The organism is Sphingomonas sp. PEI4, from assembly GCF_056679955.1.
The window spans coordinates 2,655,970-2,679,240 of the sequence record NZ_CM155258.1; the positions used below are offsets into that span (position 1 = coordinate 2,655,970).

Sequence of the window (23,271 nt, forward strand, 5' to 3'; positions counted from 1 at the left end):
GAGACCCCAGCTTTCGCTGGGTGACGGGCTTGGTTGGACGAGACGGGCTCGGTTGGACGGACGGACGCGTCCGGGTGGCTCAGATCGTGTTCGCCAGCAGGTATGTCTGGCGAAGGTCGTCGATCGGTTTCAGGCCCTTGTCGCTCTCGTAATGCCAGAAGCTCCAGCCGTTGCACGCCGGCGCGTTCTGGAGCGTCGAGCCGAGCTTGTGGATTGAGCCGATCGTGCCGCAATCGCTGAGCAGCGAGCCGTCCGCACGGACCGTCGCGCGCCAGCGTCGCTTCGAATCGGTCAGCAGTGCGCCGGGTGCGAGGTACGCGTTTTCGACGAGCACGCCAAATGCGACCTTGGGTTGCGTGCGTGGGCTCATCATCGTTGCCAGCGCGGACTCGTCCAGAGGCAACGCTGCCTCGATCCGCTCCTGCGCGGCTTCGATATAGTCGCCTTCACGGTCGATGCCGATCCAGCTGCGACCGAGCCGCTTGGCCACTGCGCCGGTGGTGCCGGTGCCGAAGAACGGATCGAGCACGACGTCGCCGGGCTTCGTGCAGGCGAGCAGGATGCGGTACAGCAGCGCCTCTGGCTTCTGCGTCGGGTGGACCTTGGTCCCGTTCTTCTTCAGCCGCTCGGCGCCGCCACAGGTCGGGAACTCCCAGTCGCTGCGCATCTGGAGCTCGTCGTTGAGCGTCTTCATCGCGCGGTAGTTGAAGTGGTACTTCGCCTTCTCGCCCTTCGACGCCCAGATCAGCGTCTCGTGCGCGTTGGTGAAGCGCGTGCCGCGGAAGTTGGGCATCGGGTTGGTCTTGCGCCAGACGATGTCGTTGAGGATCCAGTAACCGAGATCCTGCACCGCGGCACCGACGCGGAAGATGTTGTGGTAGCTGCCGATGACCCAGAGCGCGCCGTCATCCTTGAGGATGCGGCGTGCTTCCTTGAGCCAGGCGCGGGTGAAGCGGTCGTATGCGGCGAACGTGTCGAACTTGTCCCAATCGTCGGTGACCGCGTCGACATGGCTGCCGTCGGGGCGATAGAGTTCGCCGCCGAGCTGGAGGTTGTATGGGGGGTCGGCGAAGATCATGTCGATCGAGTTCGACGGGAGCGCCTTCATGTGCTCGATGCAGTCGCCGCGCAGAATCTGGTCGAGCGGAAGGACGGCCTGAACCGCCGGCGCCACTGTCTTGTTCGCACGCGGCCGTGCGATCGTGTCGATCAAACCCATGTCTTCCGCCCCTTGTCGGCGCCCATAGCTGCGGAATTGTCCGACTCCGTCAAGCAAACATTCGTTAACGGCGTTTCGGCCGGATTCTCTCGCTGCGACCAATCGAGTTGGCTTCGTCCAGATGTTGAGTCGTGGGAGACTCGCGGCTCAAGCCCTTGGGGTGTGGCGCGAAAGACTCAGCTCGTCGTTTCCTTTGCGAAAAGTCCCTCGCGAGCGAGATAGGCGGCCGCGACGGGGGCGAAACTGCGGCGGTGAATCGGTGTGGGGCCGTGATCGCGCAGTGCTTTCATGTGGTGCGCGCAGCCATAGCCCTTGTTCGAATGCCAGTTATATTCGGGGTGCACGTCGGCGGCGGCGATCATGATGAGGTCGCGCGTGTGCTTGGCGACGATCGAGGCGGCGGCGATCGACAGCGATTTCGCGTCGCCGCCGACTAGGGGCGTGGCGGGATAGGTCCAGCGCGGAAGGCGGTTGCCGTCGACCAGGACGTGGCCGGGTGCTTGGCCGAGTTCGATCGACAACGCGTCGACGGCGAGAGTCATGGCCTTCATCGTCGCCCAGTAGATGTTGAGCGTGTCGATTTCGTCCGGTTGGACGATGCCGATGCCGACGATCGCACAGCCCTTCAGGCGCGCGCAGAGCCGTTCGCGCTCCGAGGCGGAGAGCTTCTTCGAATCGTCGATACCGCGGGGAACGCCTTTTGCCGGGAGGATAACGGCGGCGGCCACGACTGGACCGGCGAGCGGGCCGCGGCCGGCTTCGTCGACGCCGGCGACGGGGCCGACACAGAGCTTTTCGTGTTTCATGCCGGGCATTAGCGGGTTCTCGACTGATCGAACGGGCTGACACCAAGTGCATGCCCCATCGGGCCGTGCCCTGCGCCTAGCCCGGGCGCGTTGGCAAGTGCGGCGCGGACGAACGCGATCGCCCGCTCGATCGCCGCGTCGAGCGGCAGGCGTTGGGCGAGCCCGGTCGCGATTGCGCTGGCGAGCGTGCAGCCGGTGCCGTGCGCATGGCGGGTCTCGATGCGGGGGTTGGTCCAGAGTGTTTCGCCGACGGCGGTGACGAGGCGGTCGGTGACTAGGGAGCCTTCGCCGTGGCCGCCTTTGACGAGGACGGCGGGGCAGAGCGCGCGGATCGCGGACTCGCCGCCTAGGGCCGCGAGTTCGGGGAGGTTGGGGGTTACAAGCGTCGCGATACGCATGAGGCGGGTGAAGGCAGCAATGGTGTCGGGGTCGGCGAGGACGGAGCCGCTGGTGGCGATCATGACGGGGTCGAAGATGACGGGGATGCGTGCTGGGTGATGTTGCCCTGCCCTTCCTTGTTCTCCCGCGAAGGCGGGAGTCCAGTCTGGGCTCCCGCCTTCGCGGGGGAACAAGTTTAGTAGGCGGTCAGCTACGGCGTTGGCGGTTTCGGCCGAGCCGATCATGCCGATCTTTATTGCATCGACGCCTATGTCCGAGACGACTGAATCGATCTGCGCGAGGACCGTGTCGGTCGGGATCTGGTGGACCGCCTGCACGCCGAGCGAGTTCTGTGCGGTGATCGCGGTGATGGCGGTCATCGGGTGGCCGCCGAGCATCGTCACGGTCTTGATATCCGCCTGAATACCTGCGCCGCCGCCCGAATCCGAGCCGGCTATTATGAGGATTCTGGCGGTCATCGGGCGAAGGCGGAAAAAGTGAAGTATAGGAAGTATAGACGCTCGCGCAGTTTCACCAGGGGGCTGTTTGGGGCTGCTGAGCGGGGTTTGGCGAGGTTGCGGATCATATGATGGGCTATGCCATAACGAGGGAGATGTAGGACAGGGGCGTGCCCTCCCCCACCACCCCGGCGAAGGCCGGAGCCCAACTGGGGAGCGTCGCTAACTGAGGGTAGCGTTCCGTTACCTTGGGCTTTCCAATTGGGCCCCGGCCTTCGCCGGGGTAGTGGAATTCTTGGACGCGTTTTGCGAAAATCGTCCTTAGTGCCGCCTGCCCGCTGCGGGCTTCTGCGGCGCTTCGCCGAGCCGTGTCGGGCGGTCGAGCAATTCCCCGCCGCAGTTCGGGCAGCGTTCGTCGAGCGCATCCGCGCATTCCGCGCAGAAGGTGCATTCGAACGAGCAGATGAACGCGCCAGGCGCGTCGGCGGGGAGATCGGTGGCGCAGCGTTCGCAGGCGGGGCGCATTTCGAGCATCAGGCCGCCGCCTTCCGCACTGCGTCGCAGATGCGGTCGACGATGCGCTCGACCTGCGCGAGGTCGTCGCCTTCCGCCATCACGCGGATCAACGGTTCGGTGCCGGACGGGCGGATCACGAGGCGTCCCTTGCCGGCGAGTTCGGCTTCGGCTTCGGCGATCACCGCCTTGACCGCGTCGTGATCGAGCGGCTTGCCGCCTGCGAACCGGACGTTCTTGAGCAGCTGCGGCAAGGGTTCGAAGCGGTGGAGCACCTCGCTGGCGGGGGCGCCCGAGCGCTTCACCTCGGCGAGGATCTGCAACGCCGCGACCAAGCCGTCGCCGGTGGTCGCATAGTCGCTAAGGATGATGTGGCCCGACTGTTCGCCGCCGACATTATAGCCGCTGGACCGCATCTTCTCGAGCACGTGGCGATCGCCGACCGCGGTGCGGACGAGTCCCAAGCCCTGCGCGGCGAGATGGCGTTCGAGGCCGAGGTTGGACATCACCGTCGCGACCAGGCCACCGCCTGCTAGCCGTCCCTGCCGCGCCCAGCTGGCGGCGATCGTCGCCATCAGCTGATCGCCGTCAACGATCGTGCCGGTCTCGTCGACGACGATCAGCCGGTCCGCGTCGCCATCAAGCGCGATGCCGATGTCCGCGCCGCTGGCGATCACGGTTTCGGCAAGCGCCTGCGGAGCGGTCGAGCCGACGCCGTCGTTGATGTTGGTGCCGTTGGGCGTCACGCCGATCGCGACGACGTCGGCGCCGAGTTCCCACAGCGCCGACGGTGCGACATTGTAGGCAGCGCCGTTCGCGCAATCGAGCACGATCCGCATGCCATCGAGACGCAGGTTCTCCGGGAAGGTCGATTTGGCAAAGTGGATGTAGCGGCCTTGGGCATCCTCGATCCGGCGGGCGCGGCCGATCTGGTTGGAGGTGACGAGCGGCACGTCGCCATCGATCAGCGCCTCGATCGCCGCCTCGGCCTCGTCCGACAGCTTGTAGCCATCGGGACCGAACAGCTTGATCCCGTTATCCGCGTACGGGTTATGGCTGGCGGAGATCATCACGCCGATGTCCGCACGCATCGACTGGGTCAGCATCGCCACCGCAGGCGTCGGCATCGGCCCGACCATCACCACGTCCATGCCGACGCTGGTAAACCCAGCGACCAGCGCGGATTCGAGCATATAGCCCGACAGCCGCGTGTCCTTGCCGATCACGACGCGGTGGCGGTGATCGCCGCGCAGGAAGTACGCGCCCGCCGCCATGCCGACCTTCATCGCCATCTGCGCCGTCATCGGCGAGACGTTGGTGGCGCCACGAATGCCGTCGGTGCCGAAATATTTCCTTGCCATCGTGCGCGCTTTCCGTCCCGTATCGGTGTTCGCCGCGTTGATAGCGCGGTAGACCACGAAGGGCGAGCATGTCGCAGACTACACGGATTCTCGCGGCCCTGATCGGCGGCATCGCGATGGGTATCGCGGCCGCTGCCTGGTCGCCTGCAAACGCGATCGCCTTTACGTCCGTGACGCAGCCGATCGGTTCGGCGTGGCTGCACGGATTGCAGATGGTCATCGTGCCACTGGTCGTCGGGCTGCTCGTGACCGGCATCGGCGCGACGACCGAGGCGGCGCGCGCCGGGCGGATCACCGTGCGCGCGATGGTGATGATCGTCGTTATCCTGTGGAGCACGACGATCATGTCCGCGCTGGTCATGCCGCTGATCCTCGAAGCCTTCCCGTTGCCGCGCGCGCTCGGTTCTGCGCTGCGCGCCGCGCTGACGGGTGCAGCACCGGTCGGGCCGGTGCCGGGGATCGGCGCGTTCTTCGATACGATCGTGCCGACCAACATCGTCGCGGCCGCATCCAGCGACTCTTTCCTGCCGCTCACCGTCTTCGCGCTGACCTTCGCCTTTGCCGTGACGAAACTGCCCGACGATCGCCGCCGCGTGCTGACCGGTTTCTTCCAGGCGGTCGTCGACGCACTGCTGATCATCATCAAATGGGTGCTGAAGCTGGCACCGATCGGCATCTTCGCGCTCGCCTACGGGGTCGGCGCGCGCACCGGGACGGCGGCGTTCGGCGCGCTTCTCCACTATATCGTCTGCGTCTCGGCGATCGGCTTCATCGTGCTGCTGTCCGCCTATCCGATCGGCATGATCGGCGGGCGGGTCAGCTTCGGCCGGTTCGCACGCGCGGTCGCGCCGGCGCAGGCGGTGGCGATCAGCACGCAGTCGTCGCTCGCGTCGCTGCCGGCGATGCTGAAGGCGTCGACCGATCTCGGCGCGTCGCCCGCCACCGCCGGGATCGTCCTGCCGTTGTCGGTCGCGGTGTTCCGCGCGACCAGCCCGGCAATGAACCTCGCGGTCGCCCTATACGTCGCGCACTGGCTCGGGTTGCCGATCGGGCCGGGGCAGATGGCGGCGGGCGTGGCGACCGCGGCGATCACCACCATGGGGTCGATCTCGCTGCCCGGCACGATCAGCTTCGTCGCCTCGGTCGCGCCGGTGGCACTGGCGATGGGCATCCCGCTCGAGGTGCTGGGTCTGCTCATCGCGGTAGAGACCATACCCGACCTGTTTCGCACCGTCGGGAACGTGACGATGGACACCGCCGTTACCATCTCCGTCGCAGCGCGGTCCGATCGAGGTGGCGGCGCCCAGGAGAATCAGCATGAAGTATCGCACGCTCGGCCCTGATTTCGAGGTTTCCGCACTGGGTCTCGGCTGCATGCCGATGGCCGGTATCGGCAACGGCATGTACGGCGAGGCGAACGCCGACGAGAGTATCGCCACGATCCACCGCGCGATCGAGCTTGGCGTGACGCTGTTCGATACCGCCGAGATCTACGGCCCGCTGGTCAACGAGGAGCTGATCGGCAAGGCGGTCCGGGGCAAGCGCGACGGCGTCGTGATCGCGACCAAGTTCGGCTTCCGCTACGACGAGAACGGGATGACCGGGGTGGACTCGACGCCGGCCAATGTGCGGCGAGCTTGCGAGGGATCGCTGAAGCGGCTGGGGATCGAGACGATCGATCTATTGTACCAGCACCGCGTCGATCCTGGCGTGCCGATCGAGGACACGGTCGGCGCGATGGCGGACCTCGTTCGCGAGGGAAAGGTTCGGCATCTTGGGCTGTCCGAAGCTGGGCTCGACACCATTCGCCGCGCGGCGGCGACGCATCCGATCGCGGCGTTGCAGAGCGAGTATTCGCTTTGGGAGCGGGACGTGGAGGACGCGATCCTGCCGCTGTGCCGCGAACTCGGGATCGGGTTCGTGCCGTATTCGCCGCTGGGTCGGGGGTTCCTGACGGGGCAGATTACCGCTCGGTCGGATTTGCCGGAGGGCGATTACCGGCGCAACGATCCGCGCTATTCGGAGGAGAACTTCGCCAAGAACATGGAAATGGTCGCGGTCGTGAAGTCGATTGCCGATGCGCATGGAGCGAGCCCGGCGCAGGTCGCGCTCGCGTGGTTGCTGGCGCAGGGGGACGACATCGTGCCGATCCCTGGGTCGAAGCGCCGGGTTACGCTGGAGGACAGCATGAAGGCGGCGGACGTCGCGCTGACCGCGGATGACTTGGCCAAGCTCGATGCGGCAGCACCTCGGGGTGGAACTGCCGGGCCGCGGTACGGCGAGAAGGCGCTATCGATGACGCGGATCTAGGCTGCCGTTTTCTCCAACCCTGTCTGTCATTCCCGCGAAGGCGGGAAGCCATACTGGCGATCGCGTATTATGACGAACGTCCGAGTTTATGGGTCCCCGCCTCCGCGGGGATGACGGACAGTGTATGAAGGATGCTGCGCCTTAACGCCTCACCCGCGCGGTACCTGCTCGCCGCGCGTGTCGAGCCCCGCCGCACCGGGCTCGCCGAGTTCGTTCTGGCCCGCCATCGCGTGGTCGACCGTACCCAGCTGGTCGAGATGCATCAGCTTCTTCACGAACGGCGCGAGTACCAGCACGACCACGCCGACGCCGATCGCGAACCAGCCGATCCGGCCATACACTTCCAGTACCAGTCCGACGCCTGCGCCTTCGCCGCCGGTCGCCTGCGCGATCAGCCCGGCAAGGAAATTGCCGCCCGCGGTCGCGAGGAACCACGTGCCCATCATCAGCCCGGTCATGCTCGGCACCGACAGCCGCGTCATCGACGACAGGCCGATCGGCGAGAAGCAGAGCTCCGCCATCGAATGCAGCATGTAGAGCAGCACGACGAAGATCGCGGGGGTCAGGCCTTGTGCCGGCGCGCCGAGCGTCAGGACGAAGAAGCCTGCGCCGACCAGGATCAGGCCGATGCCGAACTTGAACGGCGCACTGGGTTCGCGCCCTGCCTTGCCAAGCTTGGTCCAGATCGCCGCGAACACGGGGGCCAGCGTGATGATGAAGAACGGATTGACCGACTGGAACACCGAGGCCGGGATGTTCCAGCCGAAGACGACGCGGTCGACCGCCTGATCGGTGTAAAGGTTGAGCGAGGACCCGGTCTGTTCGAACAGCGCCCAGAACAGCGGCGCGAGCGCGATCAGGAACAGCGCAGCGAAGATCCGGTCGCGGTCGATGCGGGGCAGCTTCGCCACCGCGGTCCACAGGATATAGCCGACCGTGACGAGCGAAGCGACGATCAGCGCCGTGCCGACCACGCCCTGGCTGCGGACCAGCCACCACGACACCGCGACGCCAACGATCCCGCCGAGATAGATCAGCCATTCGATCGACAGCCCGGCGACCGGCTTCGACGCGAGCTTGGCGGGTGCGGGAGATTCGCCGACGCCGTGCAGTTCGCGGCGGAACAGCACGAAGACGATCAAGCCCAGCGCCATGCCGATCCCGGCTGCACCGAAGCCGTAGGACCAGCCGACCGTCTCGCCCAGGATGCCGACCGCGATCGGGCCGACGAACGCCCCGGTGTTGATCCCCATGTAGAAGATCGAGAACGCACCATCGCGGCGCATGTCGTCACGCGCATACAACTGCCCGACGAGCACCGAGATGTTCGCTTTCAGGAAGCCCGTGCCGACGATGATGAAGGCGAGACCAAGATAGAAGCCGTTGAGCGCATTGCCCTGGACGCCCTGCGGTGCCTCGACGACCGCCAGTAGCAGATGGCCGAGCGTGATGAACACGCCGCCTGCGAGCACGGCCTTGCGTGGTCCGAGGAACCGGTCGGACAGATAGCCGCCGATGATCGGCGTGATGTAGACCAGCGAAGTATAGGCGCCGTAGATCGCGTAGGCGGGTTGCTCGGCGAACAGGAAATGCTTGGTGAGGTACAGCACCAGGATCGCGCGCATGCCGTAGAACGAGAACCGTTCCCACATCTCGGCGAAGAACAGCATGAACAGCCCGCGCGGGTGCCCGAAAAACGTTTTCGCATCGGCGGGAACGCCGCTGCTTCCGATTGCGCTGGCCATGTGGTGGTGATGCTCCGTGTGTGCGCCGCTGGCGGGCGCTCGATGGCGCGCAACCTAGCGGCAAAGCCCGGCCTGTAAATATCGCCGGCCTGTAAATAGTGGGCGTCAGGGCCTATCTGCCGAGACATGCTAAACGACCGCTCCACGCCGCTATCGCTGCTCGCCACCCGCCGCTCGGGCAAGCCCCGCGACCTGATCGCGCCCGGTCCCGATTCCTACCAGCTCGCGACGATCCTGGAGATCGCGGCGCGGACCCCGGATCACGGCAAGTTGGCGCCGTGGCGGTTCGTGGTGGTCGGCGAGGAGCACCGCGTGGAACTGTCGACGCTGATTACAGAGGCCTACCGCGCGGAACGACCCGAGGCATCGCGCCTGGAGCTCGAATCGCTCGACCAGTTCGCGCATCAGGCGCCGACGCTGGTCGTCGTCCTGTCATCGCCGAAGGAGAGCAAGATTCCGCTTTGGGAGCAGGAATTGTCGGCGGGTGCGGCGTGCATGAACCTGCTGCATGCGGTGCATGCGGAGGGGTTTGCGGGCGGCTGGCTGACGGGGTGGCCAGCCTATTCCGATGTCGTTCGCGATGCGTTCGGTTCGGCGTCGGAGCGGATCGCGGGCTTCATGTTCATCGGCACGCCGTCGCGTGCGCTGGACGAACGGCCCCGCCCGGATATGGCACGGCTCGTATCACATTGGCACTCGTAAGCCTCGACTTTCGAGCTGGTTGCTGTATTATAACAGCATGACAGCGCTCAGCAGCGACGACAGCCCCGTATATATCCGCCTCCGCAGCACGATTGCTGCGGGGATACTTCGAGGCGACTACCGCGCGGGCGATCAGCTTCCCTCGGTTCGTGCCTTTGCGGCCGAGCAGGGCGCGAATCCGCTGACCGTCGCGAAGGCGTATCAGAGCTTTCAGGATGACGGGTATGTCGAGGTGCGACGCGGCGTCGGCATGTTCGTGATGCCGGGCGCGGCGGAGGCTTTGCGCGTGGCCGAGCGCGAGAATTTCATGACGACGCAGTGGCCCCGGATCCTGGGGCATATCGATCTGTTGGGGTTGGATGCGCACGACCTGCTGGAGCGCGAGCGGGCCTGATCGCCTGCCGCCTTTCGTTCTGCCTTCGCCCGTTGCCATCCCACCCGTTCGCCCTGAGTAGTCATCGAGTAGCGGCAAAGCCGCGTATCGCCGTCGATACGCTCCTGCCGGAGCTACTCAGCACGAATGGAAATCGCGCTGAGTTTCAGAACAAACCCAACGCCGCGATATCCTCGACGCTCAGGTCGATCCCGAACAACAGGCTCATGCGGATCCGGTATACGCGCGGGTCGGTGATCTCGCCGACCGTCGTGTCCGAGCCCGACCGTCGGCGGTAATTGCGGCCGGTCAGCGAGGCGAAACCGTTCGGGAGGACGATGCTGGCGATCGCAGTGTGAGTGAAGCGGCTGGCGGGGGCGGTCGAGGTCCAGTGGTTCGACATTGCGAGATCGGCGTCGAACACCGCTGCAAGCGTGAAGCTGTATTGCGGCTGGAACCCCTCCCCCGTCCCTCGACCGTCGGTCGTCATAGGGTCCCCGTCGCGCCGCAGCATCCAGCCGTTTTCGGTCGCTTCGAGCCGGAAGCGTGCGCCATCGGGCGCGGTCGCCTCGGCGCCGTCGGCGAGCGGAAGGACGGGCGTGTAGCTGCCGCCGAAGCCGGTGTCGGCGATCCAGTCCTGCCCGTCGATCGTCACGAGCGCGAAGGTGTGAGTCAGCGGCGGCACGTCGGTCGCGGCGATCCAGACGCGCGCGAGCAGCGGGCGGGCGGCGAAGCCGAGTTCCGTAAGGGCGTCGAGGAAGAGACGGTTATGTTCGAAGCAATAGCCGCCCCGGCGCGCGGTCACCAGCTTGGCGAAGACGGACGCGCTGTCGATCGCGATGCCGCGGCCGAGGACGACGTCGAGATCCTCGAACGGGATCGCGAGACGGTGCGCGTGCTGGACGCGGCCGAGGCCGATCGAGTCGAGCGTCGGCCGCGCGGGCATGGCGATGCGGTGGAGATAGGCGTCAAGGTCGAACATCGGTCGGCTGGTTCCCATATTTCTGCTTCTCCATACCGTTCGTTGTGAGGAGCCGTCGAGGGGTGGGGACTGGATGCGGCGCAGCGCAACGGCCCACCCCCGTTCGTGCTGAGCGAAGTCGAAGCATCTGTGCGCGCCGTTCGACTGCGCTCAGGGCGAACGGAGGGGCGCCACCCCTGTTTGCTCCGTCACCCCGGGCTTGTTCCGGGGTCCACTGTTCCGCATTCTCATTTCTCTCGGATTCGCGGACCGGTGGATGCCGGAACGAGTCCGGCATGACGGGGTGGTTTGGAGCTATCGCGACCGAGAACCGCTGAACGTCGATCCGCCCCCGAAAGGGGGAGGTGGCTGGCGCTTGCCAGACGGAGGGGGAGGTAAGCGATTACCGCCGTTGCGCCCCCTGCGTTACCTTCGGCGCCACCTCCCCTGGGCGGGGGAAGGATCGCGAGGTGCATCGCCTCGGCGCGAACGGGCAGGAGAATGTTCGTCATCCAACCCGTCCGTCATCCGGGGCTCGACCCAGGATCTAGAGCCAAAGGCGCTGTCGTGCTTGGCTCTGGGCCCTGACTTTCGTCAGGATGACAGAGGGTTTGTGAGCGATAGGATGGTTCACGCCGCGAACAGGTCCGCTTCGATCGAGTAGAGCACCGCCGCGCTCGCATTCGCGGCCGCGTTCAGCCCCATCGCCTCGGGGACGATTTGGTCAAGGTAGAACCTCACTGCCGCTGCCTTCATCCGGCCGAAATCGTCGCTGCCGGCGACCCCGCCCTGCCGCTCCATCAGCCAGCCGCAGGTGGCGACCGACAGCATCGTCAGGAAGGGGTAGCTCGCGGCGAGCTTGTCGTCGGCGTCTGCGGTGGCAAGGCGGCGGCCGATCGCTTCGCACGCGTCGACCAGCGCCAAGAGGCGCTCGTCCTTGGCTTCCGCGCGGATGTCGGCGATCAGCGCGGCGAACGCGCCGCCGTTATCCAACCCCAGCTTGCGGCCGACCAGATCCGCCGCCTGGATGCCGTTGGTGCCCTCGTAGATCGGCGTGATGCGGGCATCGCGGAAATACTGGGCGGCGCCGGTTTCCTCGACATAGCCCATGCCGCCGTGCACCTGGATGCCGAGCGAGGCGACTTCGTTGCCGAGATCGGTGCCGTGCGCCTTGGCGAGCGGCGTGACGAGTTCGAGGCGGTTGCGCGCGGCACGGTCGCCGAGGTTGGCACGATCGACCTGCCCCGCCGCGTAATAGACCAGCGCGCGTGCCGCCTGGGTCTGCGCCTTCATCCGCATCAGCATGCGGCGGACGTCGGGATGCTCGACGATCTTGACCGAGTCCTTGCTGGCCGAACCGGCGCGGGCCGACTGGACTCGATCAAGCGCATAGGCGACCGCGCCTTGGGTCGCGCCCTCGGCGACCTGGACGCCCTGCAGGCCGACGTTCAACCGCGCGTTGTTCATCATCGTGAACATCGCGCGGATGCCGCCGAGCTCCGCGCCGATCAGTTCGCCGATGCAGTCGTCGGTGTCGCCGAAGCTCAAGACGCAGGTGGGGGATGCGTGGAGGCCCATTTTGTGCTCGATCGAGACGACACGGACGTCGTTGAAGTCGCCCGGCGTGCCGTCTTCGTTGAGGCGGAACTTGGGGACGAGGAACAGCGAGATGCCCTTCGTGCCCGCTGGTGCGCCGGGGGTGCGCGCGAGGACGAGGTGGACGATGTTCGGCGCCATGTCGTGATCGCCGAACGAGATGTAGATCTTGGTGCCCTTGATGCTCCACTTACCGTCGCCGAGCGGGGCGGCCGTCGCGCGCAGGGCGCCGACGTCGGAGCCCGCCTGCGGCTCGGTGAGGTTCATTGTGCCGGTCCACTCGCCGGTCGCGAGATGGGGGAGGTACAGCGCCTGCTGCTCGGGGGAGCCGTGATGCTGGAGCGCTTCGATCGCGCCGACCGTCAGCGTCGGGCAGAGCGCGAAACCCATGTTCGCCGAACCGAGCGTGTCGAGCACCGCGGTCTGGATCGCGAACGGCAGGCCCTGCCCGCCCCATTCCTCCTCGACGCCGATCGTGCCCCAGCCGCCCTCGACGTAATCCTTGTATGCCTTGGCAAAACCGTCGGGCATGACGACGCCATCGGGGGTCCATTTCGCGCCGACCGTGTCGCCGGTACGGTTGAGCGGGGCCCATTCGCCGGCGGCCAGTTGGCCGACGCCTTCGAGGACCGCGTCGACGACGTCGTCGCTGGCGGCGGCATAGCGTTCGGTGTCCGCAAGTTCGCCGATCCGGACGACATGATCGAGCACGAAACGCTGTTCGGTGGTTGCTGGAGTGAAGGCCATCGCATCCTCTTATCGCTACGGTTTGGACCCGCTATACGCCTGTGAAATGACCCGTCCACACCCCCGGATTTTACCCTACGGCACGGCCGCGATCGCCGAAGCCGCCGCGCTGATTCGCGACGGCGGGATCGTCGCGGTGCCGACCGAGACGGTGTATGGGCTGGCCGCGGACGCGACCAATGCCGAGGCGGTGGCGCGGATTTATGCAGCCAAGGGGCGGCCGAGTTTCAATCCGTTGATAGTGCATGTGGCCGATCTGGCGGCGGCGGAGCGGATCGCGGTGTTCGATGCTGATGCTCGAGCGCTGGCGGCGGCGTTCTGGCCGGGGCCGCTGACGTTGGTGCTGCCGGTGCGGCGGGATTCGGGGATCGCTTCGCTGGTAACGGCGGGATTGGCGACGATCGCGATTCGAGTGCCTCGGCATCGGGCGATGCAGGGGTTGATCGCGAAGTCGGGGCGGCCGTTGGCGGCGCCTTCGGCCAATGCGAGCGGGGGGATCAGCCCGACGACGGCCGCGCATGTTGCGGGGAGTTTGGGGGGGAATGTGCCGCTGATCATCGACGACGGTGCGACCGAGGCTGGGTTGGAGTCGACGATCGTGGCTGGGCGGACGATCCTGCGGCCGGGGCCGATTACGGCTGAGGCTATCCACCGGCACCTCCAAAACCTTGAGCACTTCCCCGGCGCAGGCCGGGGCCCAGTTGGAACGTCGGATGTAACGGCGCGCAACGTGCACCATAGCCTTACCCCAACTGGGCCCCGGCCTTTGCCGGGGAACAAGACGGTGACGGCGCCAGGACAGCTTGAGAGCCATTATGCGCCAAGCAAGCCTCTCCGGTTGAACGCCGTCGACGCGGCGTCTGACGAGTGGCTGATCGGCTTTGGAGACGTGGCGGGTGACGTAACCCTATCCGCATCTGGCGATCTCGTCGAAGCCGCTGCGAAGCTGTTCGACCTGCTTCACGCTGCCGACGCGAACGGCAGTCCGAAGATCGCCATCGCGCCAATCCCGCTCGACGGAATCGGCGAAGCAATCAACGACCGCCTTCGCCGGGCTGCGCATCGTTAGAATAAGAGTGGTTCACGCGAAGGCGCAAAGGCGCGAAGAGTTTTAGGGCTCTCGATCGGCCGTGACGGTCATATCTGCAGCCAACATCTTTGCGCCTTCGCGCCTTTGCGTAAACCCATTCTGCCTTACGCGTTCACCGCCGCCTTCGACCGTGCGGCAAAGCTCTTGCGGAGCTTCTGCAGCTTCGGCGGGATTACCGCCATGCAATACGGGTTCGAGCGACCCGACGTTTCCCAATAATCCTGGTGGTAGCCCTCGGCCTCGTACCACGTATCCATCGGCTCGATCGTCGTCACGATCGGCTTCGGCGAATCCGCCTGCGCACGCTCAAGCGCCGCTTCCATCTCTGCCCGCTGTGCATCGTCCGCCGGGAACATCGCCGAGCGATACTGTGTGCCGACATCATTCCCCTGCCGGTTCAGCGTCGTCGCGTCGTGCGTCGCAAAAAAGATATCGAGCAGGTCGCCGAGCTTCAGCTGTTCGGGATCGAACCCGATGCGGATCGCCTCGGCATGTCCCGTGTCACCGCCGCAAACCTGTTTGTACGTTGGATCAGGCACATGGCCACCGATATACCCGCTCTCGGCTGACTCGACGCCGATCACGTCCTTGAAAACTGCCTCGGTGCACCAGAAGCAGCCGCCGGCCAGCGTCACATAATCCGTCATAACGATCTCCTTTCTCCCAATGTAGGAAGTCGCTACCGCCCAACAAAGAGGAGACGCATATGATCGACGGTCTGGAACTCGACGGTAAGGTTATGGTCACCGGAGGCGCCGGGTATATCGGCAGCCACGCGGTGCTGGCGCTGCTCGACGCGGGATACGACGTCGTCGTGCTCGACAATCTCGTCACCGGGTTCGACTGGGCGGTCGATCCTCGTGCAACGCTGGTCGAGGCGAACGTCGCCGACGATGCGAAGGTCCGAGCGGCGATCGCTGAGCACAGCGTCCGCGCGATCATGCATTTCGCGGGCTCGGTGGTCGTCCCCGAGTCGGTCAGCGATCCGCTCAAATATTACCGCAACAACACCGCCGCCAGCCGTGCGCTGATCGAGAGCGCAGTCGTCGAGGGCGTGCCGCACTTCATCTTCTCGTCGACCGCCGCCACCTATGGCACGCCCGAGAAGGTGCCGGTCGCGGAGGGCGATCCGACCGTGCCGATCAACCCCTACGGCATGTCGAAGCTGATGACCGAGGCGATGCTGCGCGACGTCGCCGCGGCGCACCCGATGAACTACGCCGCACTCCGGTACTTCAACGTCGCCGGCGCGGATCCGCAAGGGCGCAGCGGTCAGTCGACGATCGGCGCGACTCACTTGATCAAGATCGCGGTCGAGGCGGCCACCGGCAAGCGTAGCCATGTCGGCGTCTACGGTACCGACTTCGACACGCCCGACGGCACCGGCGTGCGCGACTATATCCACGTCACCGACCTCGCCGCCGCGCATGTCGCCGCGCTTGAAGTTCTCGTCGCCGACCCAGTCAGGAGCCACACGCTTAACGCGGGCTACGGCAAGGGCTTCTCGGTGCTGGAAGTGCTCGATGCGGTCGACAAGGTTACGAACATGACGATCGAGCGTCGCCTGGAAGGGCGTCGAGCGGGGGATCCGGCGATGCTGATCTCGGACAACAGCGCGATCCTGGAACGGCTCGACTGGACGCCGCGCCACGCCGATCTCGACGGGATCGTCCGCGATGCGCTGGCGTGGGAGCGTGTGCTGGCCGAGAAGGGCCGCTAGGAAGCCGGGTCGGCGGGCGGATCGGCAGGCGGGGTGCCGAACGCGTGGCGTTCGCCGCCGATCGCTTGCCGCGCGCGGGCGGTGGCGAGCCACCAGGCGAGCGCCCACAGCGTGCCGAAGCTCCAGCCGGCCAGCACGTCGCTCGGCCAGTGGACGCCGAGATACACCCGGCTGCAGCCGATCGCGCCGACCAGCAGGATCGCGACGATCAACAGGTAACGCCTTGCCGCGCGGTGCTCGGTCACCTGCGAGGCGAGGCCGGCGAGCGTGAGATAGACGATCGCGCTGTTCGCCGAATGCCCGCTCGGGAAGCTCATGTTCGAGGCGGTGACGAGGTGCTCGACGATGTCGGGGCGGGGACGGTTGACCTGCGCCTTGACGAAATCCACGATGAGCCCGCCGGAAATGCTTGCCGCGAGCGTCGCCATCGCGGTTAGCCATAACCGCTGGACCATCAACAACCCCGTGACGACGACCACGACGATCGTCAGCACGATACCGCCGCCGAGCGCGGTGACGTCGATCGCGACGTCGGGCAGCCAGGACGGTCCGTGCCAAGTGCGCAGGCCGAGGATGATCGCGCGATCGAACGCAAACGGCCAATGGTCGATCGCGAGACCGACCAGCAGGATGAGGATGATGCCGACGGCGGCGACCGATGCCCCTGCGAGAATCGCCGGGACATGCCTCCGCCTGCTCGGCGCGTCGCCCGAGGCATCGATGGTGGGTCCGCCGGGGCTCGAACCCGGGACCTCTCGATTAAAAGTCGCTTGCTCTACCAACTGAGCTACGGACCCCCGCCATCGTGGACCGCGCACCTAATCGCGTGGCCGCTTTCGGTCAACCGATTGCGCCAATTGCCGTATCGTTCTGCCGGTCAGCGGATCGCGCCATGTCGGGGCAAGGCCCGCGAGCGGGCCGAGGACGAAGCTCCGGGTGCGGAAGGCTGCGTGGGGAACGGTGAGTCCGGGCGACGACCATGCGCCGCCCGACCAGAGGATGATGTCGAGATCGATCACGCGACTCCCCCAGCGGCGACCGGGGCGACGGCCGAACGCGCGTTCGATCCGTTTGAGCCGAACGAGCAGCGTCGCGGGATCTTCCGGCGTTTCGATCAATGCGACGGCGTTGGCGTAGCGGCGGTTCGAGGGGCCGAGCGGTGCGCTGGCGACGGTCGGCGATCGTGCGACGACAGTGCCAAGTGCTTCCAGCGCGGCGGCGATCTCGCGCTCGGGGCTCCCGTGACGGCCGCGTCGGTTGGAGCCGAGCGCGATCGCGTAGGTGGGTGCGCCGGTGGTTGCGGGGCGCGCGATCGGCGGGAGCGGGGTTGCAGGCGACATTTGGTCCGCCTAGCGCACTCCGATGGATTCCACACCTTACGCTTCCGCGCTTCCCGAGCACGCGATCGACTCGGCTGACGAGATCGATGTCACGACTGTATTCGCGCCCGTCTCCGCGCTGCCCGATACCGAGCCGCCGCATGATTGCCCGCTCTGCCCCCGCCTCGTCGCAGTGCGCGAACACCTGCGGACCGAGTTCCCGACCTGGTGGAACGCGCCCGTCCCCGCGTTCGGCGATCCGGCGGCGTGGCTCGGCATCATCGGCCTCGCGCCCGGCAAGCATGGCGCGAACCGGACCGGACGCGCGTTCACGGGCGATTATTCGGGGCAGTTCCTGTTCGAGACGCTGGGGCGGTTCGGGCTCGCGACCGGCACGTATGGCGCGAAGGCCGAGGACGGGTTGGCGCTCGACGGCGCGATCATCCTCAACGCCGTGAAGTGCCTGCCGCCCGAGAACAAGCCGACGCCGGAAGAGATCCGCACGTGCCGCCCGTTCCTCGAGACGCAGGCGGATGCGGTGCCGAGTGCGCGCGTGTTCGTCGCGCTGGGGCATATCGCGCATCAGTCGGCGGTGAAGATGCTGGGCGGGCGGTTGCCCAAGGCGCGGTTCGCGCATGGGGCGGAACATGTGATGCCTGATGGTCGCATCCTGATCGATAGCTATCATTGCTCGCGCTACAACGTGAATACGGGTGTGCTGACCGCGGAGATGTTCGACGCGGTATTCAAGCGGGCGCTGGAGTTGCGCGGGAACCCCGCTCCGTCGTCCTGACGGAAGTCAGGCCCTCGGGGCTGGCTTGGTTCTGAGTTGATCGTCCCCCTGGCAGGGGAGGATCGAGTCTTCAGATATCCTGGACCAGCCGGCCGTACAAATCCGGACGGCGATCGCGGAAGAAGCCGAAGGCGGCGCGGTGGCGCTTGACGATGTCGAGGTCGATCGTTGCGGTGATGACGCCTTCGTTGTCGCGGCCGAGTTCGGCCAGGATGTCGCCGCGCTCGTCGGCGATGAAGCTGGTGCCGTAGAAGGTCTGGCCGTGCTCGACGCCGACGCGGTTGGCGGCGACGATCGGCACGACGTTCGACACCGCGTGGCCGAGCATCGCGCGGCGCCACAGGCGCGCGGTGTCTAACGAGGTGTCGTGCGGCTCGCTGCCGATCGCGGTCGGGTAGAACAGCATCTCGGCGCCCATCAGCATCATCGCTCGGGCGGTTTCCGGATACCATTGGTCCCAGCAGACGCCGACGCCGAGCTTGCCAGCGGGGTGTGGCCAGACCTTGAAGCCGGTGTTGCCGGGGCGGAAGTAGAACTTCTCCTCGTAGCCGGGGCCGTCGGGGATGTGGCTCTTGCGGTAGACGCCCTGGACGTTGCCGTCGGGGCCGATCATCGCGAGGCTGTTGTAATGGTGCGGGCCGTCCGCCTCGAAGAAGCTGGTCGGGATCGTGACCTTGAGCGCCTCGGCTAGCGCCTGCATCGCGAGCACCGCCTTGTGTTCTGTGACGGGGGCGGCGTTGGCGAAGAGGCCCTCGTCCTCGACGCGGCAGAAATACTCGCCTTCGAACAGCTCGGGCGGGAGGATGACCTGCGCGCCTTTTGCGGCGGCCTCGTGGACGAGGCGCGACACGTTGGCGATGTTGCGGTCGATGTTGGGCGTGAAGCCCAGCTGCAGCGCGGCGACGGTGATCTCGGTCATGGGCGCTCACATAATGATGTGGAGCGCGTTGTGCGAGGGTGATTGACACCCCCCTCGCCCGTCCGACATGCCGCCGGGGATGACACCTACTCTTCCCGACAGCTGGCAGTCGCTGCAAGCCGAGTTCGAGGCGCCGTATATGCGGGCGCTGGATGCGTTTCTGGAGGCTGAGCGGGCGGCGGGGGCTCGGGTGTTTCCGGAGGATGCGGACCGGTTTCGGGCGTTGGAGTTGACGCCGCTCGATCAAGTGCGGGTCGTGATTTTGGGGCAGGATCCGTATCATGGCGCGGGGCAGGCGCATGGACTTAGCTTCTCGGTGCGCGAGGGGGTTCGGACGCCGCCTAGTCTGGTCAATATCTATAAGGAGCTGGAGGCGGATCTGGGGATACCGCGGGCGTCTCATGGCATGCTCGATCACTGGGCGGCGCAGGGCGTGCTGTTGCTCAACGCGGTGCTGAGCGTGCGGATGGGCGAGGCTGCGTCGCATCAGAAGCGGGGGTGGGAGCGGTTTACTGATGCGGTCATCGCGGCGGTGAACGCGCAGGACAAACCGGTCGTGTTCCTGCTGTGGGGGGCGTATGCGCAGAAGAAGGCGGCGTTCGTCGATGACGTGAGCAAGGGCGGGCGGCACCTGGTGATCCAGTCGGCGCATCCTTCGCCGCTGGCGGCACGGACCGGGTTCTTCGGATCGCGGCCGTTCAGCCGGGCCAATGACTTTCTCGAAACCCATGGGCGCGCTCCGATCGATTGGGCGCTGCCGGAGACTGACCGATGACTGACGAATATGTCTATGACGAAGCGACTGGCGAGTGGGTTGCCGGCGGTGCCGCGACGGCAGTGGCGGCAGATGACGGCGCGGTCGTGGTGCGGGATTCGGTTGGGAACGTGCTGGCGGATGGCGATCAGGTTACGCTGATCAAGGACCTGACCGTGAAGGGTGCGGGGCAGACGTTGAAGCGGGGCACGGTGATCAAGTCGATCCGGCTGACCGGCGACGCGCAGGAGATCGACTGTCGGTATGAGGGGATCAAGGGGCTGGTGCTGCGGGCGGAGTTCGTTCGGAAGCGGTGAGTCTTCGGCGCCGCGTTCATGGCTGCGGCCAAAGGTTACGATAAAGTCACGCTCGGAAACGACGCCGCCCAGGTCTTTCATCGTCATCCTCACCTTCGTCTTCGGCGCGGACACGCCAAGGGTATTTGGGCGGGACCGTCGCCTTGGCGGCGGCGAGTTGCGCCTCGAATGCGGCGCCGAGCGGCGACGTATCGCCGGCAGATTGGGGATCGCAGGCGGAAGCAGGACGGCGGGCGGCTGGTTCGCTGCGGATATCGGCGACCTGGAGCGCGATCGCGAGGTCGTCCGGCGCCATCAGCAGATGCGGCTCGGGCGGTAGCGGCGGCGCGAGCGCGACGAGCGCGGTTTCGACGGACGGCGCCGACAGGGATGGCGTGGCGGACGGGGACCGCGTGGCGGACGGGATTGAAGTGCTGGGCGGGGCGGACGATTGGCCGGGGGTGCGATAGCGGTCGGGCTGATGCGCGCGCAGAAGGAACATCAGCAGGCGATCGTTGAAGCGGACGCGCTGGCCGACGCGGTTGCCTTCGCGGTCGAATACCGGCTCGGGCGACCCGTTGATCGCGCGGTCGAAGGCGAGATCGACCAGCCGCAGCGACGCGGTCTGCACCGCCGCATCCCACGCCGCCGCGAACGCCCCGCCATCGGCCGCACGGCGCAGGCGGTAGCAGGAGGTCGCCGACATGTTCACCTCGAGCGCGGCCTGGGTGACCGAGCCAGTGTCCGCCAGCACGCCGATGAACGCCTGCTGCGTCGCGACCGTCCACCCATCGCGCCGCACCTTCCGGCGAACCGGCACCCAGTCGTATTCGGTGAGGTCGAAGTCCTCGACCTTCGGGAAAAACTCGGCCTCGGTGATGGTCAGCGCGTTGGTTCGTCCGGTCGGCTCGGGGGCAATCGGTTCGAGAGGAGGGGCGATGTCGGGCATGACACCGTGGCGAGCGCGCGTGCGCGTGGGTTTCGTCGTCATTTGCCGGAGCGGATCAGACCGGCGGCGTGTAGGACAGCGTTTGCGGTGCTTGTTGGACTTTTTGTGCGGCGGGTGTGGCGCGGGGGCATCCATCAAGCCGGGCGTTACGGCTCCGTTGACATGGATAATATCTTGTCCACCTTAAGGTCATGCAGACCGTGACCTATTCTGAAGCACGCGAGAATCTGAAGGCGGTGCTCGACAAGGTCGTAGCGGACCGCGCGCCCGTGATGATCACGCGGCAGCGCGGTGAGAATGTCGTGTTGATCTCGGCGAGCGAATGGGCGGGAATGGAGGAGACGCTGCATTTGCTGGCGTCTCCGGCGAATGCGAAACATCTGCTCGATGGCATCGCCGGACTCGATGCGGGACGAGGCGAGGAGCATGAACTGATCCGGCCGTGATGATCGTCTTTCGAGGCGATGCGTGGCGCGACTATGTCGACTGGCAGCGCACCGACACCAAGGTCTTGGAACGGATCAACGCGCTGATCGCCGAGTGCGCGCGCGACCCGTCCAGGGAGACAGGACGACCGGAGCCCTTGCGGCAGAACCTCACGGGTTGATGGTCGTGCCGGATCACGGGCGAGCACCGATTGGTGTACCGGGTTCGCGGATCGGGTGACGCGCAGGCATTAGAAATACCGTCGTGCGGTATCATTATTGATTGGCTTGTCGGTCCGGTCACAGCAGAATATACCGGGATCATGGCACAGATGCATGTCCTGCTTCCCGATGACCTCCAGAGTTGGACGGAGGCGCGTGTCGCTCAAGGGCGGTACGGCAGTACCAGCGACTATATGCGTGACCTAGTCCGCCGCGACCGCGACGATGCGGAGAAGTTGAAGGCTTTACGGGCAGCTATCGACTCGGGGTTGGCTTCCGGAGTAAGCGAACGGACCATCGAGGATATCATCGCTGACCGTAGGAAGCGGGACGGTTTGGCTTGATACTCGTTACGCTTAGTCGTGACGCTGACGCCGATCTTGCCGGCATTCTAGACTACAGCATCGGGGCGCACGGCTTGGCCATCGCAGAGGAATATCTGCGGACGATCCACGGAACGTTGTCGCGGCTTTCAGAATTTGCCGAACTCGGTGTCTTACGGACCGATCTGGCCGCAGGCATACGAAGCCTCCCGACCGGCGAGCATCGGGCTTTCTACAAGATTACGTCTGAGGGCGTGCTGGTCGTGCGTGTCCTACATAAAGCAATGGATTCGACGCGGCACCTATAGCGACCGCGTATCTGGATACAATCGAGCGCCCGCCCCGACGTGTCCTCGATTTTTCTCGATTCGATTGGCACTAGCCAATGCCCGTTTGAGCCAGCTTCCAGTCCGCATACGTACGCTTCGAACCCTTGACCTTCCATTCCGTGCGGCCGTTGGCATTGCGATCCAGCACTACGGCAGCGGCAGCGGATGGACTGTTAAATGCATAAGGCTCTGTGAAAACATACTGTTCATCGATAGTCGGAACCAAGGCACCGCTAACAATTAGCGTATTCTTCAAGAACGAGTATGAGTTCGAGGAAAATCCCGATTCCTTCAGCGCCTGCGAACCTTCCAAGACTATAAACTCGCCATCTTCTTCTACTGCCTCAGCTCTCGCCCCAGCCTTATGATTTATTTCGAAATGAACATCGTGCGCCGTTCTTTGCTCTGCCGGAATTATCGTTTGGGCAGCAGCTCTCGGCTGAGGTTTTAGCAGATCGAGACCGATAACCGGCAGTATGACCTGCAGGTTCAGTAGGAACTGTTCCATGTTTGCCTGGTCTGCCTCGGGGAGGCGCCGCCGATGCCCGGCGGGCTGCGTACCGTTGTCCAACTCAACACGTTTTGCAGCCACTGCCATCTCGATCAGCCGAGCTTCTAAATACTCAACATGGCCTTTCGAAAGGTCGTCATCGCTGGTGGTGACCGCAATCGCGGTCTCCCAAAAAGCTCGCTGTCCGGCGCTCTGCTTGATACGCTCGGTCACGCTATTCGCCGAGCCGATATAGGCACGGGTCGCACCCGACTTTATTGGGTCAGGTCCATGAAGAACGTAAACGCCCGTGCGATCCAACTCAGGACGAGCAACCAAAGCGGCAAAAGTCGCGTCGGTCGCGACGAATGTCAGCCCCGTCCAGCCATGGATCGTGGCCTTCCTTAGCCCGTTGGGCGTGCCGTCGACCAAAAACAATTGGATCGTGCGTCCGAAAATAGCATCGGGCATCT

General features: G+C 65.6%; 27 protein-coding genes and 1 tRNA gene. 13 read left to right on the forward strand and 15 right to left on the reverse strand.

Annotated elements, in window-relative coordinates; translation table 11 throughout:
* Positions 1-79: 79 nt before the first annotated feature.
* From AC1MLZ_RS12310 to glmM, 5 genes are all read right to left on the reverse strand, one after another.
* Positions 80-1,219 carry a DNA methyltransferase gene (locus AC1MLZ_RS12310; RefSeq protein WP_480958718.1) on the reverse strand — a complete coding sequence of 380 codons (1,140 nt, stop codon included), beginning with the start codon at positions 1,217-1,219 and terminating at the stop codon, positions 80-82.
* A gap of 176 nt (positions 1,220-1,395) precedes the next feature.
* Positions 1,396-2,034: a ribonuclease HII gene (locus tag AC1MLZ_RS12315; protein ID WP_480958719.1), complete on the reverse strand. Its 639-nt coding sequence runs from the start codon at positions 2,032-2,034 to the stop codon at positions 1,396-1,398.
* Positions 2,034-2,882 (reverse strand): bifunctional hydroxymethylpyrimidine kinase/phosphomethylpyrimidine kinase, encoded by an 849-nt coding sequence (gene thiD, locus AC1MLZ_RS12320; protein ID WP_480958720.1) that lies wholly within the window; start codon positions 2,880-2,882, stop codon positions 2,034-2,036. The genes AC1MLZ_RS12315 and thiD overlap by 1 nt, the downstream gene beginning before the upstream one ends.
* A gap of 300 nt (positions 2,883-3,182) precedes the next feature.
* Positions 3,183-3,395 (reverse strand): DUF1272 domain-containing protein, encoded by a 213-nt coding sequence (locus AC1MLZ_RS12325; protein ID WP_480958721.1) that lies wholly within the window; start codon positions 3,393-3,395, stop codon positions 3,183-3,185.
* The gene (gene glmM, locus AC1MLZ_RS12330) at positions 3,395-4,735 is read right to left on the reverse strand and encodes a phosphoglucosamine mutase (RefSeq protein WP_480961539.1); all 1,341 of its coding nucleotides are present in this window, start codon (positions 4,733-4,735) and stop codon (positions 3,395-3,397) included. Before glmM ends, AC1MLZ_RS12325 begins: the two co-directional genes overlap by 1 nt.
* A gap of 68 nt (positions 4,736-4,803) precedes the next feature.
* Between glmM and AC1MLZ_RS12335 the strand changes: the two genes are divergently transcribed.
* Together AC1MLZ_RS12335 and AC1MLZ_RS12340 are read left to right on the forward strand one after the other, a co-directional pair.
* Positions 4,804-6,078, forward strand: a complete 1,275-nt coding sequence (locus AC1MLZ_RS12335) for a dicarboxylate/amino acid:cation symporter (protein WP_480958722.1) — start codon at positions 4,804-4,806, stop codon at positions 6,076-6,078.
* Positions 6,053-7,045, forward strand: coding sequence for an aldo/keto reductase (locus tag AC1MLZ_RS12340; RefSeq protein ID WP_480958723.1), 993 nt, complete (start codon positions 6,053-6,055; stop codon positions 7,043-7,045). Before AC1MLZ_RS12335 ends, AC1MLZ_RS12340 begins: the two co-directional genes overlap by 26 nt.
* A 149-nt stretch (positions 7,046-7,194) precedes the next feature.
* On the opposite strand, the gene AC1MLZ_RS12345 is transcribed toward AC1MLZ_RS12340, so the two are convergent.
* Positions 7,195-8,790 (reverse strand): peptide MFS transporter, encoded by a 1,596-nt coding sequence (locus AC1MLZ_RS12345; RefSeq protein WP_480958724.1) that lies wholly within the window; start codon positions 8,788-8,790, stop codon positions 7,195-7,197.
* A gap of 126 nt (positions 8,791-8,916) precedes the next feature.
* Between AC1MLZ_RS12345 and AC1MLZ_RS12350 the strand changes: the two genes are divergently transcribed.
* Together AC1MLZ_RS12350 and AC1MLZ_RS12355 are read left to right on the forward strand one after the other, a co-directional pair.
* Positions 8,917-9,492 carry a nitroreductase family protein gene (locus AC1MLZ_RS12350; RefSeq protein ID WP_480958725.1) on the forward strand — a complete coding sequence of 192 codons (576 nt, stop codon included), beginning with the start codon at positions 8,917-8,919 and terminating at the stop codon, positions 9,490-9,492.
* 37 nt (positions 9,493-9,529) lie between these two features.
* Positions 9,530-9,886 (forward strand): GntR family transcriptional regulator, encoded by a 357-nt coding sequence (locus AC1MLZ_RS12355; RefSeq protein ID WP_480958726.1) that lies wholly within the window; start codon positions 9,530-9,532, stop codon positions 9,884-9,886.
* A 145-nt stretch (positions 9,887-10,031) separates the two neighbouring features.
* Here the strand turns inward: AC1MLZ_RS12355 and AC1MLZ_RS12360 are convergent, their stop codons facing one another.
* A complete protein-coding gene (locus AC1MLZ_RS12360; RefSeq protein WP_480958727.1) occupies positions 10,032-10,847 on the reverse strand; it encodes an arylamine N-acetyltransferase family protein in 816 nt (271 codons plus the stop codon).
* A gap of 609 nt (positions 10,848-11,456) precedes the next feature.
* Positions 11,457-13,169, reverse strand: a complete 1,713-nt coding sequence (locus AC1MLZ_RS12365) for an acyl-CoA dehydrogenase family protein (protein WP_480958728.1) — start codon at positions 13,167-13,169, stop codon at positions 11,457-11,459.
* A gap of 46 nt (positions 13,170-13,215) precedes the next feature.
* Here AC1MLZ_RS12365 and AC1MLZ_RS12370 point away from each other — a divergent pair, with 46 nt between their 5' ends.
* Entirely contained in the window at positions 13,216-14,238 is a 1,023-nt protein-coding gene (locus tag AC1MLZ_RS12370; protein WP_480958729.1) for an L-threonylcarbamoyladenylate synthase, read from the forward strand.
* Positions 14,239-14,363: 125 nt separating this feature from the next.
* Here the strand turns inward: AC1MLZ_RS12370 and msrA are convergent, their stop codons facing one another.
* Positions 14,364-14,906 (reverse strand): peptide-methionine (S)-S-oxide reductase MsrA, encoded by a 543-nt coding sequence (msrA, locus tag AC1MLZ_RS12375; RefSeq protein WP_480958730.1) that lies wholly within the window; start codon positions 14,904-14,906, stop codon positions 14,364-14,366.
* A 59-nt stretch (positions 14,907-14,965) separates the two neighbouring features.
* Here msrA and galE point away from each other — a divergent pair, with 59 nt between their 5' ends.
* Positions 14,966-15,979 carry a UDP-glucose 4-epimerase GalE gene (gene galE, locus AC1MLZ_RS12380; protein ID WP_480958731.1) on the forward strand — a complete coding sequence of 338 codons (1,014 nt, stop codon included), beginning with the start codon at positions 14,966-14,968 and terminating at the stop codon, positions 15,977-15,979.
* Here galE and AC1MLZ_RS12385 read toward each other — a convergent pair.
* The 3 genes from AC1MLZ_RS12385 to folK all read right to left on the reverse strand — a co-directional run bounded on the left by AC1MLZ_RS12385 (position 15,976) and on the right by folK (position 17,319).
* A complete protein-coding gene (locus AC1MLZ_RS12385; RefSeq protein WP_480958732.1) occupies positions 15,976-16,473 on the reverse strand; it encodes a phosphatase PAP2 family protein in 498 nt (165 codons plus the stop codon). The two genes, galE and AC1MLZ_RS12385, sit on opposite strands and share 4 nt — an antisense overlap.
* 227 nt (positions 16,474-16,700) lie before the next feature.
* A tRNA-Lys gene (locus AC1MLZ_RS12390) sits at positions 16,701-16,776 on the reverse strand.
* Between the two features lie 21 nt (positions 16,777-16,797).
* Positions 16,798-17,319 (reverse strand): 2-amino-4-hydroxy-6-hydroxymethyldihydropteridine diphosphokinase, encoded by a 522-nt coding sequence (gene folK, locus AC1MLZ_RS12395; protein WP_480958733.1) that lies wholly within the window; start codon positions 17,317-17,319, stop codon positions 16,798-16,800.
* 22 nt (positions 17,320-17,341) lie between these two features.
* On the opposite strand from folK, the gene AC1MLZ_RS12400 reads away from it, so the two are divergent.
* Complete coding sequence (locus tag AC1MLZ_RS12400; RefSeq protein ID WP_480958734.1) at positions 17,342-18,091, forward strand: uracil-DNA glycosylase; 750 nt, start codon at positions 17,342-17,344, stop codon at positions 18,089-18,091.
* Positions 18,092-18,161: 70 nt separating this feature from the next.
* On the opposite strand, the gene aguB is transcribed toward AC1MLZ_RS12400, so the two are convergent.
* A complete protein-coding gene (gene aguB / locus AC1MLZ_RS12405) occupies positions 18,162-19,010 on the reverse strand; it encodes an N-carbamoylputrescine amidase (RefSeq protein ID WP_480958735.1) in 849 nt (282 codons plus the stop codon).
* Between the two features lie 79 nt (positions 19,011-19,089).
* On the opposite strand from aguB, the gene ung reads away from it, so the two are divergent.
* A complete protein-coding gene (gene ung, locus AC1MLZ_RS12410; RefSeq protein ID WP_480958736.1) occupies positions 19,090-19,785 on the forward strand; it encodes a uracil-DNA glycosylase in 696 nt (231 codons plus the stop codon).
* Positions 19,782-20,081 (forward strand): alkylphosphonate utilization protein, encoded by a 300-nt coding sequence (locus tag AC1MLZ_RS12415; protein ID WP_480958737.1) that lies wholly within the window; start codon positions 19,782-19,784, stop codon positions 20,079-20,081. The genes ung and AC1MLZ_RS12415 overlap by 4 nt, the downstream gene beginning before the upstream one ends.
* Before the next feature lie 46 nt (positions 20,082-20,127).
* Here AC1MLZ_RS12415 and AC1MLZ_RS12420 read toward each other — a convergent pair whose 3' ends face one another.
* A complete protein-coding gene (locus AC1MLZ_RS12420; RefSeq protein ID WP_480958738.1) occupies positions 20,128-21,009 on the reverse strand; it encodes a hypothetical protein in 882 nt (293 codons plus the stop codon).
* Between the two features lie 191 nt (positions 21,010-21,200).
* On the opposite strand from AC1MLZ_RS12420, the gene AC1MLZ_RS12425 reads away from it, so the two are divergent.
* From AC1MLZ_RS12425 to AC1MLZ_RS12440, 4 genes are all read left to right on the forward strand, one after another.
* Positions 21,201-21,455: a type II toxin-antitoxin system Phd/YefM family antitoxin gene (locus tag AC1MLZ_RS12425; RefSeq protein ID WP_480958739.1), complete on the forward strand. Its 255-nt coding sequence runs from the start codon at positions 21,201-21,203 to the stop codon at positions 21,453-21,455.
* Positions 21,455-21,616: a type II toxin-antitoxin system YoeB family toxin gene (locus tag AC1MLZ_RS12430; RefSeq protein WP_480958740.1), complete on the forward strand. Its 162-nt coding sequence runs from the start codon at positions 21,455-21,457 to the stop codon at positions 21,614-21,616. The genes AC1MLZ_RS12425 and AC1MLZ_RS12430 overlap by 1 nt, the downstream gene beginning before the upstream one ends.
* 150 nt (positions 21,617-21,766) lie before the next feature.
* Positions 21,767-22,000 carry a type II toxin-antitoxin system ParD family antitoxin gene (locus tag AC1MLZ_RS12435; RefSeq protein WP_480961540.1) on the forward strand — a complete coding sequence of 78 codons (234 nt, stop codon included), beginning with the start codon at positions 21,767-21,769 and terminating at the stop codon, positions 21,998-22,000.
* Positions 21,997-22,287, forward strand: a complete 291-nt coding sequence (locus AC1MLZ_RS12440) for a type II toxin-antitoxin system RelE/ParE family toxin (protein WP_480958741.1) — start codon at positions 21,997-21,999, stop codon at positions 22,285-22,287. The genes AC1MLZ_RS12435 and AC1MLZ_RS12440 overlap by 4 nt, the downstream gene beginning before the upstream one ends.
* 70 nt (positions 22,288-22,357) lie before the next feature.
* Here AC1MLZ_RS12440 and AC1MLZ_RS12445 read toward each other — a convergent pair whose 3' ends face one another.
* Positions 22,358-23,269 carry a GIY-YIG nuclease family protein gene (locus AC1MLZ_RS12445; RefSeq protein ID WP_480958742.1) on the reverse strand — a complete coding sequence of 304 codons (912 nt, stop codon included), beginning with the start codon at positions 23,267-23,269 and terminating at the stop codon, positions 22,358-22,360.
* Positions 23,270-23,271 lie beyond the last annotated feature (2 nt).